This is a genomic window from Halomonas litopenaei (assembly GCF_017303055.1).
Lineage (GTDB): Bacteria > Pseudomonadota > Gammaproteobacteria > Pseudomonadales > Halomonadaceae > Halomonas > Halomonas litopenaei_A.
This window is the reverse complement of record NZ_JAEKJT010000008.1, coordinates 212,478-226,702: the sequence shown is the minus strand read 5'-3', so window position 1 is coordinate 226,702 and position 14,225 is coordinate 212,478. Positions and strand designations below refer to the sequence as shown.

Here is a 14,225-nt window from a genome sequence, read left to right as displayed (position 1 = left end):
GTCTCGTTTGACGAGTCGCTTGCCTTGATATTTCAGTGACATTGTCACTGACTCATCGGCAAGCGCCCACATGAATTACCTGATCAATTTTTAAAGAGCGTGCTCTTGACTCTAGTGAGTCCAATGAGCGCCTCGCTGTTGCCGAGCGCTTTGCTCAGCGCCCTGCGAGGAAGGCGTATTCTACAGAATCGAAGCGTTTCGTCAAGCGCTTTCTTTTGCGTCCTGCAAGCGATGCTTGCAGACTTCAAAAGAGAGCGAAGCGTGCCTCAGCGCATCCAACGATGCCCTGTCGGCGACCCCGATCAAGTGGCGAGCATTTTACCGATTTCTCGTTGCTCGTCAAGCAGTGATTTTTCCGAGAGGCTTCAAAAAGCCTTTTCAAATCAACTACTTTTACCACTCTTCACCGCCTGTGACGTTTGCTCGTCGCCGGCAGCGGATGCGTACTTTACGGATCTCGAGGCAGCTTGGCAATAGCCTGACGTAAAAAAAGTGAACAGCCCCCATGACAACTTATCCACACCCATGTCTCGCTCACCCCTTGTGGACGAACTACCCAGGCGGAAGAACAGCCGAAGCGGAAGAACCACCAGACACTATCTACCGCTACAGGAGTGTTGGTCGAACGTCTTCACTCTGCCTTACGAGACCTTCGGAGCGGTGGCCCCAGCGCTTCGCACTCCGGCCGGCAGGCCGAAATGACATCTGGCCATATCAGGCAGGTCCATAGCGTCGGTGGCGCAAGGCGTACTCTGCAAAAGCTACCAACGCACGACGCTCGCCATGGGCGAGCGTCGTGTACATCCACAGTCACACAGTGTGTGTTCAGCGCGTCAAGTTCACCTTGGCGTAACGCTTCTTGCCAGCCTGAATGACATAGCTCTTGCCGACCGCCAGCATGGTGTCCTTGGCCACCACGTCACCGTCGACTTTGACGCGGCCATTGCCCAGCATGTCCTTCGCCTGGGCACTGTTGTTGGCCAGACCTGAACGGTTCAGTACCGCGGCGATAGGCGCCTGCTCGCTGTCCTCGAAGCGCACCTCGACTTCAGGCAGGTCTTCAGGCAACTCACCTTCTGCCAACTGATTGCCGGCACTTCTGTGCGCGTTGGCAGCGGCTTCTTCGCCGTGATAGCGAGCGATCAGTTCGCGAGCCAGCTCCATCTTGATGTCACGAGGGTTGTCTCCGCGCTCGATACGCTGACGCAAGTCTTCAATCGCAGCGTTGTCCTTGAGCGACAGTAGCTCGAAATAGCGCCACATCAAGCTGTCAGGCATCGACACCAGCTTGTTGAACATCGCCCCGGGAGCCTCATCCACGCCAACATAGTTACCCAGTGACTTGGACATCTTCTGCACACCATCCAGCCCTTCCAGCAGCGGCATGGTGATCACGACTTGAGGCTCAAGTCCAAAATGCTTCTGGACCTCGCGCCCCATCAGCAGGTTGAACTTCTGGTCTGTCCCACCGAGCTCGATATCCGCCTTCAGCGCGACCGAGTCGTAGCCCTGTACCAGCGGATACAGAAACTCGTGCACGGAAATCGCCTGCCCACCCTTGTAGCGCTTCTCGAAGTCGTCTCGCTCGAGCATACGCGCCACCGTGGTCTGCCCGGCCAGCTCGATCATGTCGGCTGCACTCATCTGGGAGAACCACTCGGCATTGAAGCGCACTTCCGTCTTCTCGGGGTCGAGAATCTTGAAGACCTGCTCTTTATAGGTCTGAGCGTTAGCCTTGACCTCATCTTCAGTGAGAGGCTTGCGCGTCACGTTCTTGCCGGTCGGATCACCGATGCGTCCAGTGAAGTCACCAATCAGGAAAATGACCTCGTGGCCCAGGTCCTGGAATTGGCGCATCTTGGTCAGCAGCACGCTATGACCAAGGTGAAGGTCAGGCGCAGTAGGATCGAAGCCCGCCTTGATCCGCAACTTGCGACCGGAGGCGAGCTTTTTCTTCAGCTCGTCTTCCAGAAGAATCTCGTGGGTGCCGCGCTGTATCAGCGCCAGGGCCTCGTCCACTTCGCTCATGGTATCCACTCCACTCCTCACTTCAGCTATGTCGGCCACCCCCTTGTGTCAGCGGGGCCCTTCATTCATGACCAAACAGCGGCGCGACGCCAACAGCAGGTTGCGCCAGCACCAGGTTTCAATAGTGGCGGCGATGTTACCATGAACCTTTCCAGCGGTTGAGACGACGACACCATGCAACGCTTCATCGGACTGATGTCAGGTACCAGCATGGACGGTATAGATGCCGCCATGGTGCACATAGATGACCAAGGCGTGCCTTCTCTGGAAGGAAGCCTGGGCCACCCCATGCCAGACGCTTTACGCCGTCAACTGTGGCAATTGGCCCATGCCGACTGCGTCGCCTTCGCCGACCTGGCCGCTGCCGAGGAAGCGTTCTGCCAGTGTCAGGCCGCCGCCGTCAGCGCGCTACTCAAGCAGCAAGGCTTGGTCGCCGCCGATATTACCGCAATAGGCAGCCACGGCCAGACGATCGAACACGCACCCTACGGCCACGTTAGCGGCGCCCCGCCCTACACGCTGCAGCTCGACAATCCCAGCCGCCTGGCCGAGCTGACCCAATGTAGTGTTGTCGCCGATTTTCGTCGCCGCGACCTTGCCGCTGGCGGTCAGGCCGCTCCCCTTGCGCCCATCTTTCACCAGCAGGTCTTTCGCCATGACGAGCGCTGGCGCCTGGTGCTGAACCTTGGCGGCATCGCCAACCTGACCCTGCTTCCCCCGCTGACGTTGCAGGACGCCCCCTTGGGCTTTGACACAGGTCCCGCCAACGCCTTGCTCGATGCCTGGCACGAACGCCACCACCAGCAGCCGTTCGACGCCCAAGGATGCTGGGCGGCTGGTGGGACGGTAGACACAGAGCTGCTGGAGCGCTGGCTGGCGGAGCCTTACTTCCATCTGGCGCCTCCCAGAAGCACCGGTCGCGAGCTGTTCCATCTGGACTGGGCCGAGTCTCGTCTCAGCGGCCGTGAAACTGCTCAGGACGTTCAAGCCACGCTGGCTGAGCTGACCGCCGCCAGTGTGGCCATGGGCATCGAAATGGCATGCCAGCAGCTCAATGCTCCTCGTGATATCGACCTCATCGCCTGCGGAGGTGGCGCGCGCAACACCGATCTGATGACCAGAATTGAACGGCGTCTACCGCAGGCCAGGGTCCTCGACAGCGAAGCCCTGGGCTGGCCCGCCGACTGGCTCGAGGCCGCAGCCTTCGCTTGGCTAGCCTATGCCAGGATTGAACACCTGGCCGGTAACTTGCCCTCTGTCACCGGCGCCAGCGGAGCGCGGGTGCTGGGCGGCATCTACTCACGCTGACGTCATACCGCTCCGAGGACGAGGGCGTTCCCGCTGGCACAAGGGATGCCTCGTCCCGCCCCTCAAGCGGACTCAGGACCATCCGCCCCGCGGCTCACCCCAACTGCCAGCTGAGTCGCCCTGGGGTGCTAGCGACTCACGCGACAAACGCTGCGCCACCTCCCGAGACACATTACCCTTCGCCACCAGTGTCGCCAGGTCGGCATCCAGGGTTTGCATGCCGGCCTGACCGCCGGTCTGCATGGCCGAATACACCTGTGCCAGCTTGCCTTCACGAATCAAATGGCGGATAGCCTGGTTGACCAGCAGGATCTCTCGTGCGGCGACTCGCCCTCCCTGGGTGCCTGGCAACAGGGCTTGGGAAATGACGGCCTGCAATGACTCCGACAGCATGGCACGTACGGCATCCTTTTCGTCGCCTGGAAAGGTGTCGATAAGACGGTCGATCGTCTTCACCGCCGACGCCGTATGCAAGGTGGCAAATACCAAGTGGCCCGTCTCGGCAGCGGTCAGCGCCAGATGTGCTGTTTCTCGGTCGCGAATTTCTCCCACCAGAATCACATCGGGGTCTTCTCTGAGAGCACTGCGCAGCGCCACCGCAAAGCTCTGGGTATGACGGTGCACTTCCCGCTGTGACACCAACGACAGCTGGCTCTGGTGGATAAACTCGATAGGGTCTTCGATGGTCAGGATGTGGTCGTGGCGATGTCGATTGATGTGATCAATCATGGCCGCCAGGGTCGTGCTCTTGCCGGAGCCGGTGGGACCTGTCACCAGTACCAGGCCTCGTGGCAGTGCGGCCAATCGCTCGAAGACCTCCCCCATACCCAGGTCACTCAAGCAGGGAACTCGATCAGGAATCGCCCTCAGTACCGCAGCAGCCCCTCGCTGATGCACAAAAGCGTTAACACGATAGCGCGACAGGCCCGGAATATGATGAGAGAAGTCCGCCTCCTGGGTGCGTGCGAACTGGTCGCGCACGTCGCTTGCCATGACCGCATCCAACAGGGACCTGACCAGCGCATCGTCAAGAGGCGGGCCGGGCAAACGACTCAGGACACCATGGACCCGCATCATGGGCGGCAACCCCGCGGACAGGTGAAGATCCGAGGCGCCCTGCTTTGCCGAGAGTGCCAGCAGTTCGGTAATATCCATGGGCTTACCAGGCTTTACGCCCTGATCCAGGGCAGGGAGCCCCACCATAGGACAGACCCAGGCCGATGACCACGACGATCACTGAATCCTTGATCTCAGCCCAAACACGCATGTTGCGGGCGCTTGAAGCGGCTCAGCGCGGGCCTGACGATGCCCTGTTGCTGGCTGTCAGCAAGACCAAGCCCGCCAGCATGATTCGTGAGGCCTATGAGCAGGGTCAGCGCGATTTCGGCGAGAACTATCTGCAGGAAGCGCTGGAGAAGCAGAAGGCGCTGGAAGACTGTGACGCTATCTGCTGGCATTTCATCGGGCCGCTGCAGTCCAACAAGACACGTGACGTTGCCGAGCACTTTGCCTGGGTTCACAGCGTTGACCGCGTCAAGATCGCCAGACGCTTGAGCGAGCAGCGCCCTGCACACCTGCCGCCCCTGAACATCTGCTTGCAGGTTAACGTCAGCAACGAGCCGTCCAAGTCCGGCGTAGGCCTTGAGGATCTTCCCGAGCTAGCGGCGCAGGTCGCCGCCCTGCCCGGCCTCCAGCTACGCGGGCTGATGACCATACCGGCCCCCTGTGACGACACCAAGGCCCAGCGCCAGCCCTTTCGACAGCTGGCATCGGCACTCGCTAGGTTGCGCGAACAGCTGCCGCAAGCGCAACTTGATACCTTATCCATGGGAATGAGCGCAGACCTGGAGGCCGCCATCGCAGAAGGCGCCACCATGGTCAGGCTGGGCACGGCCATCTTTGGCTCGCGCCAGTAGCGAACAGCAGCACAGGTCTCAGCCCCTGGACTGCGGCACGGCATCTGCATCGCTCGAGATGTCGACAGCGGTTCCCACACCGGTTTCAACACCGGCACAAACATCGGCTCAACATCCAAGGAGCACCGCATGGCCCGTAACGTGACCTTCATCGGCGCCGGCAACATGGCAAGCGCGATCTTCGGCGGAATGGTCCACAGCGGCTATCCCGCCGACGCCATCACCGCCACCGCCACACGAGAGAGTACCCTTGCCCCCCTCGCCGATACCCTGGGCATTCGCACCACCACCGATAACATGGCCGCCATCGCGGATGCCGATGTGGTGGTGCTTTCGGTCAAGCCACAGATCATGCGACAGGTATGCGAGACCCTGAAAGACGGCATTCAAGCGAAAAAACCGCTGATCATGTCGGTCGCCGCTGGCCTCAGCGCCGAGACCTTGGAACAATGGCTGGGTGGCGACCTGCCTGTTGTGCGCTGCATGCCCAACACTCCGTCGCTGGTCGGCAAGGGCGCCTCGGGTCTGTATGCCAACTCGCGCGTCACCGAGGAACAACGCGACGCGGTCAGTGACTTGATGAGCGCTGTTGGTATCGTCGAGTGGGTCGATGAGGAGTCGCTACTGGAAGCCGTCACGGCGGTATCTGGCAGCGCTCCTGCCTACTTCTTCCTGATGTTCGAGGCGATGGAAGAAGCGGCCATCAAGCTGGGGCTCAATGCCGATGCTGCACGCCGACTCGCCATGCAGACCGCCTACGGTGCTGCCGCGATGGGCATGAGCAGTGACAAGCCCCCGGGTGAGCTCAAGCGCAACGTGATGTCGCCGGGCGGCACCACAGAAAAGGCCATAGAGCATCTCGAACAGTCAGGACTGCGGCAAGCGGTCGATGGCGCCATGCAGGCCTGCGCCCAGCGTGCCAAGGAAATGTCCGCCGAACTCGGCAAGAGTTAAACCAAGACGGAGGAGCCCACATGGGCAGTCAACTGGGAAATGCCGGCCTGCTGCTGGTCAACACCCTGATCAACATCTTCATGTTCCTGCTGATGCTGCGCTTTCTTCTGCAGGCATCACGGGCCGACTACTACAACCCGCTGAGCCAGTCGGTGGTCAAGATCACCCAGCCCGTAGTCCGCCCCTTTCAAAGCGTTCTTGGGCCGGTGATGGGGCGCTTTGACCTGGCGACGCTGGCGGCAGGCTTTCTGGTCAAGGTGATCAGTATCGTCATTCTGCTGCAGTTGGCTGGCGTGGGCATGCCCAACCTGGACGGACTTGCCATTGCCGGCGTTGCCGCCTTGGCCAGCGCCATTCTGAAGATCTACTTCTTCGCGCTGATCGTGATGATCATTCTAAGCTGGGTCGCGCCTAACGCCAGCCACCCCGGCGCGCTACTGGTGATGCAACTGGTCGAACCGATCATGTCACCGGTCCGTCGCGTCATTCCGCCACTGGGAATGCTGGACCTGTCACCCATTGTGGTCTTCATCGGCATCAATCTGATCGATGGGATCGTGGTGGGCTCGCTGGTTCGCGCTGCCGGTATTTCCGGCATGCTGGTCGGCCTGTAGTACCGCAGACGTCAGGCCCACGACAACACCAACTTGCACTGGACACATACGACTGATGCCCGAGCCTACTCGCGATTCGGTCGGACTGGTGACGCCGCAAATGGCGCACTTCGACGACCCACTGCCGCTGGTCTGCGGCAAGACGCTCACGACCTATGATCTGGTCTACGAGACCTACGGCACGCTCAATGAAGACCGCAGCAATGCGGTCCTCATCTGCCATGCCCTGTCAGGTCACCACCACGCGGCGGGATACCACGACGACAGCGACCGCAAGCCAGGATGGTGGGATGCCCACATTGGCCCTGGCAAGTCCATCGATACCGACCGTTTCTTCGTGATTTCGCTGAACAATCTCGGCGGCTGCCATGGCTCCACCGGTCCTTCCAGCATCAATCCGGAAACCGGTCAACGCTGGGGCCCCGACTTTCCCATGGTCACGGTATGCGACTGGGTCGACAGCCAGGCACGCCTTGCCGATCGCCTCGGTATCACCCGCTTCGCAGCCGTGGTAGGGGGCAGCCTGGGCGGCATGCAGGTACTGCAATGGTCGCTCGCATATCCAGAGCGTATCGCCAATGCGGTCGTCATCGCCGCTACACCGAAACTGTCGGCACAGAATATCGCCTTCAACGAGGTGGCCCGGCAGGCCATCCGCTCTGACCCGGACTTTCATGACGGCCACTACGCTGATCATGACACGCTGCCACGCCGCGGCTTGAAGCTGGCGCGCATGGTGGGACATATCACCTACCTGTCGGAAGACGCCATGGGCTCGAAGTTCGGTCGAGACCTGCGCAGCGATGATCTCAATTTCGGCTTCGACGTCGAGTTTCAGGTGGAGTCCTACCTGCGCTATCAGGGCGACGCCTTTTCCACCTCGTTTGATGCCAACACCTACCTGCTGATGACCAAGGCCCTGGATTACTTTGATCCCGCCGCCCCCCACCAGGGCGAATTGGCCAAGGCGCTGGCCCCGGCTCAATGTCCCTTTCTGGTGGTCAGCTTCACCACCGACTGGCGCTTCCCGCCGTCGCGGTCGAAGGAGCTGGTCAACGCCCTGATTCGGGCCGGCAAATCGGTCAGCTTTGCCAATATCGACTCACCCCACGGTCACGATGCCTTCCTGATGCCGGAACCCCGCTATCAGGCGGTCTTCGCCGGGTTCATGCAGCGTGTCGCCAACGACCTTGGACTGACCTCCCGCCAGGAGAACGACCATGCGCTCTGACCTGACCTTGATCCACGGCTGGGTCCCCGAAGGGGCTCATGTGCTCGACCTGGCTTGCGGTGATGGCACGCTGCTCCACGCCCTGGCGCGCGACAAAGGCGTCTCCGGCTACGGCCTGGAGATTGACCCGGACGGCATCACCTCCTGCGTCGAGAAGGGCGTCAACGTCATCGAACAGAACCTGGACGATGGCTTGGCCAACTTTGAAGATGATGCCTGCGACCTGGTCATCATGACCCAGGCACTGCAGGCCCTGCGGCGGCCTGACCTGATGCTGGATGAGATGATGCGTGTGGCTCGAGAGTGCATCATTACCTTCCCCAACTTCGCCTACTGGCGTCATCGCGTGCACCTGGGGCTTCGCGGCTACATGCCGGTATCGAAGTCGCTGCCCCACGCCTGGTACGACACGCCCAACATTCACCTGTCCACCTTCAACGACTTCGAAGCGCTGTGCCGGGACAAGGGACTAACCATTATCGATCGCGCGGTCGGCATCAAGGATCACGAGGGTAGACGCCTGTCGCGGCTGTGGCCCAACCTGTTCGGAGAGATTGCCATTTTCCGCGTGACTCGCAACGACTGAGCCATCGCGGTGCTGGGCTACTGTGGCACTGAGCTAGTGCGACACGGAGCCACTGCGACATAAGGAGGCAAGCATGAAGGGCAGAGGCTGGCGTTACGCAGCAACCCTGGCACTGTTGTTGATCCTGACCACCACGGCAAGCGCTCAGCAGTTCGAGCGTTTTGGCGATGTCGAGGCTCACTACGGGGTGATGGCCAGCAATGCCCTGCCCGAGGAAGTGTCACGGCGTCTCGGTATCCAGCGCTCTCCTCACCAGGGCTTGATTACCCTGAGTGTGAGAGACGCTGATGGCGAGGCGCTGAACGTCGCGACGGAAGGTAGCGTCTCGGTGGTCGGCACCAGCCATGACACCCCTCTAGCCTTTCGTACCCTGCGCGAAGGTAACGGTATCTCGCGCTACGCCACCTTCAGCATCGACACCAGCGCCCCCATGCGTTTTCGCCTGCTGCTCCAGCTGGATCGCAACGCCGCTCCTGAAACCCTGAGCTTTGTACAACGGTTCTATCGTGACCAGTGATACTGACAAGCAACCTGCGCCGCCCGTAACAACAGCGTTAGGCGATGCCCTGAATGAGTGCGCTGCAGGCGCTACGCAGGGCCTCGAGTCCCTGGCGTGCCTGGTCGTTCCTCACCTCAGCGCCGTGTCCCAGCAGTTTCTCGAGACCGCCCAGGACGTGGAAGACGTCATTCATGACACCCTGGTCATTGCCTGGCATAACGTCTGGCGGTTCGAGCCTTCTCTCGAGTCGCCTCACCAGTGGCTGATCAAGATTTTCGCCTCGCGCCTTGCCAGTCAATGCCAAGCCATCGCGGCGCCACCCACGCTCACCCAATGGCAGCTGGATGTGGATCAAGTGAGCCTGCCGGTGGCCCTGAGCCGGCCGCCATCGCCGTCGCCTGAGAGCCTGCTGGCGCTGTATCAGCAGCTTCCCCCGGTAGCGGTGGATAGCGCACTGAAAGCGCGGCTTTGCACGGCCATCAGCCTGCTGAATGCGGGGCGGGACATGCCTCTTACACCCAGCGGCGAACCGGCAGACCCCAGCCTGTTCGACCCCAGCCTCGGCCCACGCATGAGTCTGTCCAGGCTGGCGCAACGTGCCAAGGTTGTCGTCAACCGCTCGCTGACGCTGCCGATGGAGCAGCTAGCGCTGAGCGCCTGGCTCAACCAGGCACCCGGCAGCCAACGTATAGAGCAGCGGGGCTTGCCCCGTCGCGGCATCGAAGCTCGCTACGCCGATGCCCTGGATGTCAACGTGGATCCTCGCCGGCTGCTGCAGCACGTGCACTATCCGCGGTCCTTCCCCGACCGACGTCAACGCCATCGCATCAGCGACCAGCTGCTATGGGATGGGGACTGGGATATTCCCACCACCCATGCGTTGTCGAGCCGACGCATGCACTTTATCGCCGATATCTGGGAACACCGCCGCGCCCCCAGCGGCAGCCGCAGCTACCACCAATTGGCCGAGCGCCTGGCACGCGGCAAACCGGTCGCCTCTCACTCGGATGGCATGGTGCTGGATCGCCCGGAGAGAATTCTGGCCTACTTGCGCCGCTACCTGCTGTATATGGAGGCCATGGCCTGCTTTGGCTTTGACGCGGGGCTGGGCAAAGACCGGCTGGGGGCGGCCATCAACCGCCACGGGCATCTGGTCAAGATCAACAAGGGCCTGCATCGCATGGCCATGGCGCAGGTCATCGGCATACCTGAGGTACAGGTCAGAATCAGGGGCGTTCACCGTCACTGGTGGCAGCAGGTCACAGGCGATGCCCGCGGGTCCTCTGCGATAGAACGCTTTCTGGCGGCCCTGCCAGAGTGCCAGCCGGCTCCGTCACCATGACGCCAGCGAGACGCCCCAGCGTCGCCTAACGGGATTGCGGGTAGCGACCGTCGACACGCACCGGCAACGACGTGTCCAGCGACAGCGCCAGAGGCCTCCCCTGCTCATCCCGTGAGGCACAGATCCGATAGGCCAGCACTTCGACGCCAGTGCCTGTCACCCGTTGCAGGGTGCTGGCGTAGCCTGGGTCCAGGTGTTGTGCCGGCGCCACGTCATCGATGCCCTCATGGGCCACCAGGAACAGCAGCACCGCCCGTTCTCCCTGGGAGGCCAGCCGCGCCAGGGTCTCAAGGTGCTTGCGTCCGCGCTCGCTGACGGCGTCGGGAAAGTAACCATGCCCATCATCCTCGCGCAGCGTGACCTGCTTGACCTCGACGTAGCAGCGTGGGCGAGCCGGGTCATCCAGCCTGAAATCCAGGCGGGCATCCTCGATCTTGGCCTCACGCTTCAACTGGGCATAGCCCCTCAGCTCGACCACCTTCTCCTCGACCAATGCCTCCTCGACGATCCGGTTGGCGCGCCCGGTATGGACCGAGGCCAGTGACACTCCTGAGCCGCCGTCACCATCAGGCAGTTCGATCAGCTCCCAGGTCCAGGCCAGCTTGCGCGCCGGATTGTCGCTGGCCGACAGCCACACCCGAGCCCCAGGAACGTTCACGGCGCGCATCGACCCGGTGTTGGGACAATGCGCCACCACCTCTCGGCCATCATCGAGACGCACATCGGCCAGAAAACGCTTGTAGCGTCGAAGCAGGGTGCCCCCCACCAGCGGCGGATAGTCCATCAGCCGTGCCTCGCCAGAAAGCGCGACAGCCTCTCGACCGCCTCATGCAGGCGCGGAATCCCCGTGGTGAAAGCGATTCTGACATGATGCTCCCCCCCGCTCAGGGCAAAGTCGGTGCCTGGGGTAATGGCGACATTTTCCTCCTCCAGCAGACGCCGGCAGAAGGCTTCACTGTCGTGACTGTAGGCGGAAATATCCAGCCACAGATAAAACGCCCCCTGGGGAGGCAAAGAGGGTGCCAGCCCAAGCGTCGCCAGTCCCTTGAGCAAGGCATCACGCCGTTCGCCAAGCTCGCGCCGACGCTCCTCGAGCAATGCCAGACAGGACGGTGTGAAGGCCGCCAGCGCAGCATGTTGTGCCGGCGTAGACGCCGCCAGAAAGACATTCTGCGCCAATCGTGTCAGCGGCTCCACGGCCGACTCAGGCGCGACCAACCACCCCAGGCGCCAGCCGGTCATGCCGAAGTACTTGGAGAAGCTGTTGACCACGAAGGCTCGATCCGTCAGCGAGGTCACCGATTGCGGCGCTACGCCATAGTTGAGCCCCTGGTAGATCTCATCGACCAACAGCTCCCCGCCCCGCTCGGCAACGCAGCTCACCACGTCCGCCAGCGCCTGCCGATCAAGCACGTGGCCAGTAGGATTGGAGGGGGATGCCAGCATGGCCAGCCGCGTCGACGTCTGCCAATGGCGCTCTACCAGAGCGGCATTCAGCTGCCACGCGCTATCGGGGCCTACAGGCACCGCATCGACCTCTGCGCCAGCCAACGCCATGAAGTGCCGGTTGCAGGGATAGTTAGGGTCTGCCATCAACACCCGATCTCCAGCCCCCGCCAGCAGCTGACTGGCCAGCAGCAGGGCCCCGGAAGCCCCCGGGGTCACAATGATGCGCTGCGGTGAGACCTCGGCCGCAAACTGCTCGGCATAGTGCTGGGCGATCGCCTCCCGCAGGGCGGGAATGCCGGTGGCAGGGGTGTAGCGGGTATGGCCTTGCTCGGGCGCCGGCCTCGCGTATCGGCGCAGGCGTCTCGAAATCCGGCTCACCGACCTCAAGGTGAATCACATCCTCTCCGGCGGCTTCACGCTGCTGTGCCAACTCAAGCAAACGCATCACGCGAAACGGCGCTACACCCTCGACCCGGGCATTCCAGCTCATTATGACGTCTCCAACAAGGGGGTTGCTGGCGAACCTGGGCAACTTCCCATGGTCCAACTCACATATTGAAACATGGAATCACGGCGCCGTCCGTCGCCACCTCCCCACCGCCAAAAAACAGGGCTTCCTTGTCCTGATCGAGAAACCCCTAAGACTTTGGGCACAAAACCGGCGGACAGCGCTCAAAAGTGTTGCACTCAGGCTAAATATCAGCTAAACAACCTTCCCTTTGGCGTGAGATACCTTAGCCTTGCGTGGGGTATTGATCAGCAGTCACTAAAGTAATGAGGCAATCCCATGCCAGTTGCACAGAAGAAGCCGGAAGCGCCCAAGAAGTTCATCCCGTACGAGCCGGCCGCGGGCGAAGAGTACATGAACGAGAAGCAGCTCGAGCACTTCCGACAGATCCTGCTGGGCTGGAAGCAGGAGCTGATGGAAGAGGTTGATCGCACCGTTCGTCATCTGCAGGAAGAAGCCAACAATTACGCCGATCCTGCCGACCGGGCTACCCAGGAGGAAGGCTTCAGCCTTGAACTCCGTACCCGCGACCGCGAGCGCAAGCTGCTGAAGAAAATCAACGAAACCCTCGAAGCGATCGACGAGGACGACTACGGCTTCTGTGAGGCCTGCGGCGTCGAAATCGGCATCCGCCGCCTCGAGGCCCGTCCGACCGCCACCCTGTGCGTCGACTGCAAGACACTGGCCGAGCTCAAGGAAAAACAGCTCGGCGGCTGACCCTACCCGGGCCGGTCCCTTCGCCAAGCGGGCACCTGCGGGTGCCCGCTTGCGTATCTGCCGAACGCGACGTGCCGCGCTCACGCTATCCCTCTCGCCCTTCACTCGACCAGGGTTAATGCTCCATGCCCCACGTCCACGGTCGCTTTGCCCCCACACCTTCAGGCCCACTGCATGCGGGCTCACTCGTCGCAGCCGTCGCCAGCTACCTGGATGCACGTCATCAGGCAGGGCGCTGGAGTCTGCGGATCGAGGACGTTGACCCACCGCGCTGTCCGGCTGGCGCTGCCGACACCATCCTCAGGCAGCTGGAAGCCTTTGGCCTCGAGTGGGACGGCGAGGTTCGCTATCAGAGCCAGCGTGATCACGCCTATGAGGCCGCGCTTGCCAGACTTACCCAGCAGGGCATGGCCTACCGCTGCAGCTGTTCGCGTCGCCAATGGCGAGATTACGGGATCTACCCAGGCTGGTGCCGCCAAGGCACTCGACGCCCCGACATCGCCTGTGCCTGGCGGCTGCGCAGTGATCTGGGCGCGCGCCCTGTCAGCTGGCAGGACCGTGTTCAGGGCTATCAGCGCTTCGACCCCGCAGCGCTGGGCGATGTGGTGCTCAAGCGCAAGGATGGCCTGTGGGCCTACCAGCTCGCGGTGGTAGTGGATGATATCGACCAAGGCATCAGCGACGTGGTGCGCGGCCTGGACCTGCTGGACAACACCCCGTGGCAGCTCCAGCTCTATCTGGCTCTGGGGGTTGAGCCGCCGAGCTATCTTCACCTGCCGCTGGTAATGGGGCAGGATGGGCAGAAGCTGTCCAAACAGAACCTGGCCAAGCCGCTACCTGATACTGAGCGCGAGATTCGCCAGCTGCTGTACGCCACCCTGGCCTGCCTGGGCCAACGCCCTGACCCGGCCTCACGCTCGGCGCCGGTGGCCGAACAGCTCGTCAGCGCCTGCAGGGCATGGCGCCCTGACGCCATGGTGACGCATGCCATATCCGCTGATCTGCTGGGTGTGACAGCGTCCGAGTAACGGTGGCCACGCGCGGGCACGGGGACGGGCACACCCTGGACCTGA

13 protein-coding genes and 1 pseudogene are annotated in these 14,225 nt (G+C 62.0%); 10 read left to right on the top strand and 4 right to left on the bottom strand.

All coding sequences use genetic code 11. The features are described from left to right. Positions 1-825: 825 nt before the first annotated feature. A complete protein-coding gene (gene tyrS / locus JF545_RS16670) occupies positions 826-2,028 on the bottom strand; it encodes a tyrosine--tRNA ligase (RefSeq protein ID WP_206943931.1) in 1,203 nt (400 codons plus the stop codon). Between the two features lie 174 nt (positions 2,029-2,202). On the opposite strand from tyrS, the gene JF545_RS16665 reads away from it, so the two are divergent. Further along, positions 2,203-3,336, top strand: coding sequence for an anhydro-N-acetylmuramic acid kinase (locus JF545_RS16665; RefSeq protein WP_206943929.1), 1,134 nt, complete (start codon positions 2,203-2,205; stop codon positions 3,334-3,336). Positions 3,337-3,408: 72 nt separating this feature from the next. On the opposite strand, the gene JF545_RS16660 is transcribed toward JF545_RS16665, so the two are convergent. Then, positions 3,409-4,491, bottom strand: a complete 1,083-nt coding sequence (locus JF545_RS16660; protein ID WP_206943927.1) for a type IV pilus twitching motility protein PilT — start codon at positions 4,489-4,491, stop codon at positions 3,409-3,411. Between the two features lie 65 nt (positions 4,492-4,556). Between JF545_RS16660 and JF545_RS16655 the strand changes: the two genes are divergently transcribed. The 7 genes from JF545_RS16655 (at position 4,557) to JF545_RS16625 (ending at position 10,478) form a co-directional block, all read left to right on the top strand. After that, complete coding sequence (locus JF545_RS16655) at positions 4,557-5,252, top strand: YggS family pyridoxal phosphate-dependent enzyme (protein ID WP_206943926.1); 696 nt, start codon at positions 4,557-4,559, stop codon at positions 5,250-5,252. A 129-nt stretch (positions 5,253-5,381) separates the two neighbouring features. Next, positions 5,382-6,206 carry a pyrroline-5-carboxylate reductase gene (proC, locus tag JF545_RS16650; protein ID WP_206943925.1) on the top strand — a complete coding sequence of 275 codons (825 nt, stop codon included), beginning with the start codon at positions 5,382-5,384 and terminating at the stop codon, positions 6,204-6,206. A gap of 20 nt (positions 6,207-6,226) precedes the next feature. Then, positions 6,227-6,820 carry a YggT family protein gene (locus JF545_RS16645; RefSeq protein WP_206943924.1) on the top strand — a complete coding sequence of 198 codons (594 nt, stop codon included), beginning with the start codon at positions 6,227-6,229 and terminating at the stop codon, positions 6,818-6,820. A 55-nt stretch (positions 6,821-6,875) separates the two neighbouring features. Then, positions 6,876-8,051: a homoserine O-succinyltransferase MetX gene (metX, locus tag JF545_RS16640; RefSeq protein ID WP_206943923.1), complete on the top strand. Its 1,176-nt coding sequence runs from the start codon at positions 6,876-6,878 to the stop codon at positions 8,049-8,051. Next, on the top strand, positions 8,041-8,637 hold the full coding sequence (metW, locus tag JF545_RS16635; protein WP_206943922.1) for a methionine biosynthesis protein MetW: 597 nt from the start codon (positions 8,041-8,043) through the stop codon (positions 8,635-8,637). The genes metX and metW overlap by 11 nt, the downstream gene beginning before the upstream one ends. 73 nt (positions 8,638-8,710) lie before the next feature. Continuing rightward, entirely contained in the window at positions 8,711-9,154 is a 444-nt protein-coding gene (locus JF545_RS16630; protein WP_206943921.1) for a DUF4426 domain-containing protein, read from the top strand. Continuing rightward, positions 9,144-10,478: a sigma factor gene (locus tag JF545_RS16625; protein ID WP_206943918.1), complete on the top strand. Its 1,335-nt coding sequence runs from the start codon at positions 9,144-9,146 to the stop codon at positions 10,476-10,478. Before JF545_RS16630 ends, JF545_RS16625 begins: the two co-directional genes overlap by 11 nt. 25 nt (positions 10,479-10,503) lie before the next feature. On the opposite strand, the gene sfsA is transcribed toward JF545_RS16625, so the two are convergent. Both sfsA and JF545_RS16615 read right to left on the bottom strand, forming a co-directional pair. Continuing rightward, a complete protein-coding gene (gene sfsA, locus JF545_RS16620) occupies positions 10,504-11,262 on the bottom strand; it encodes a DNA/RNA nuclease SfsA (protein ID WP_206943916.1) in 759 nt (252 codons plus the stop codon). Beyond that, positions 11,262-12,417: pseudogene (locus tag JF545_RS16615) on the bottom strand (aminotransferase class I/II-fold pyridoxal phosphate-dependent enzyme). The gene sfsA and the pseudogene JF545_RS16615 overlap by 1 nt, the downstream one beginning before the upstream one ends. Positions 12,418-12,714: 297 nt before the next feature. On the opposite strand from JF545_RS16615, the gene dksA reads away from it, so the two are divergent. After that, the gene (gene dksA, locus JF545_RS16610) at positions 12,715-13,152 is read left to right on the top strand and encodes an RNA polymerase-binding protein DksA (protein ID WP_206943914.1); all 438 of its coding nucleotides are present in this window, start codon (positions 12,715-12,717) and stop codon (positions 13,150-13,152) included. A 125-nt stretch (positions 13,153-13,277) separates the two neighbouring features. Next, complete coding sequence (gluQRS, locus tag JF545_RS16605; RefSeq protein ID WP_206943912.1) at positions 13,278-14,180, top strand: tRNA glutamyl-Q(34) synthetase GluQRS; 903 nt, start codon at positions 13,278-13,280, stop codon at positions 14,178-14,180. Positions 14,181-14,225: the final 45 nt, after the last annotated feature.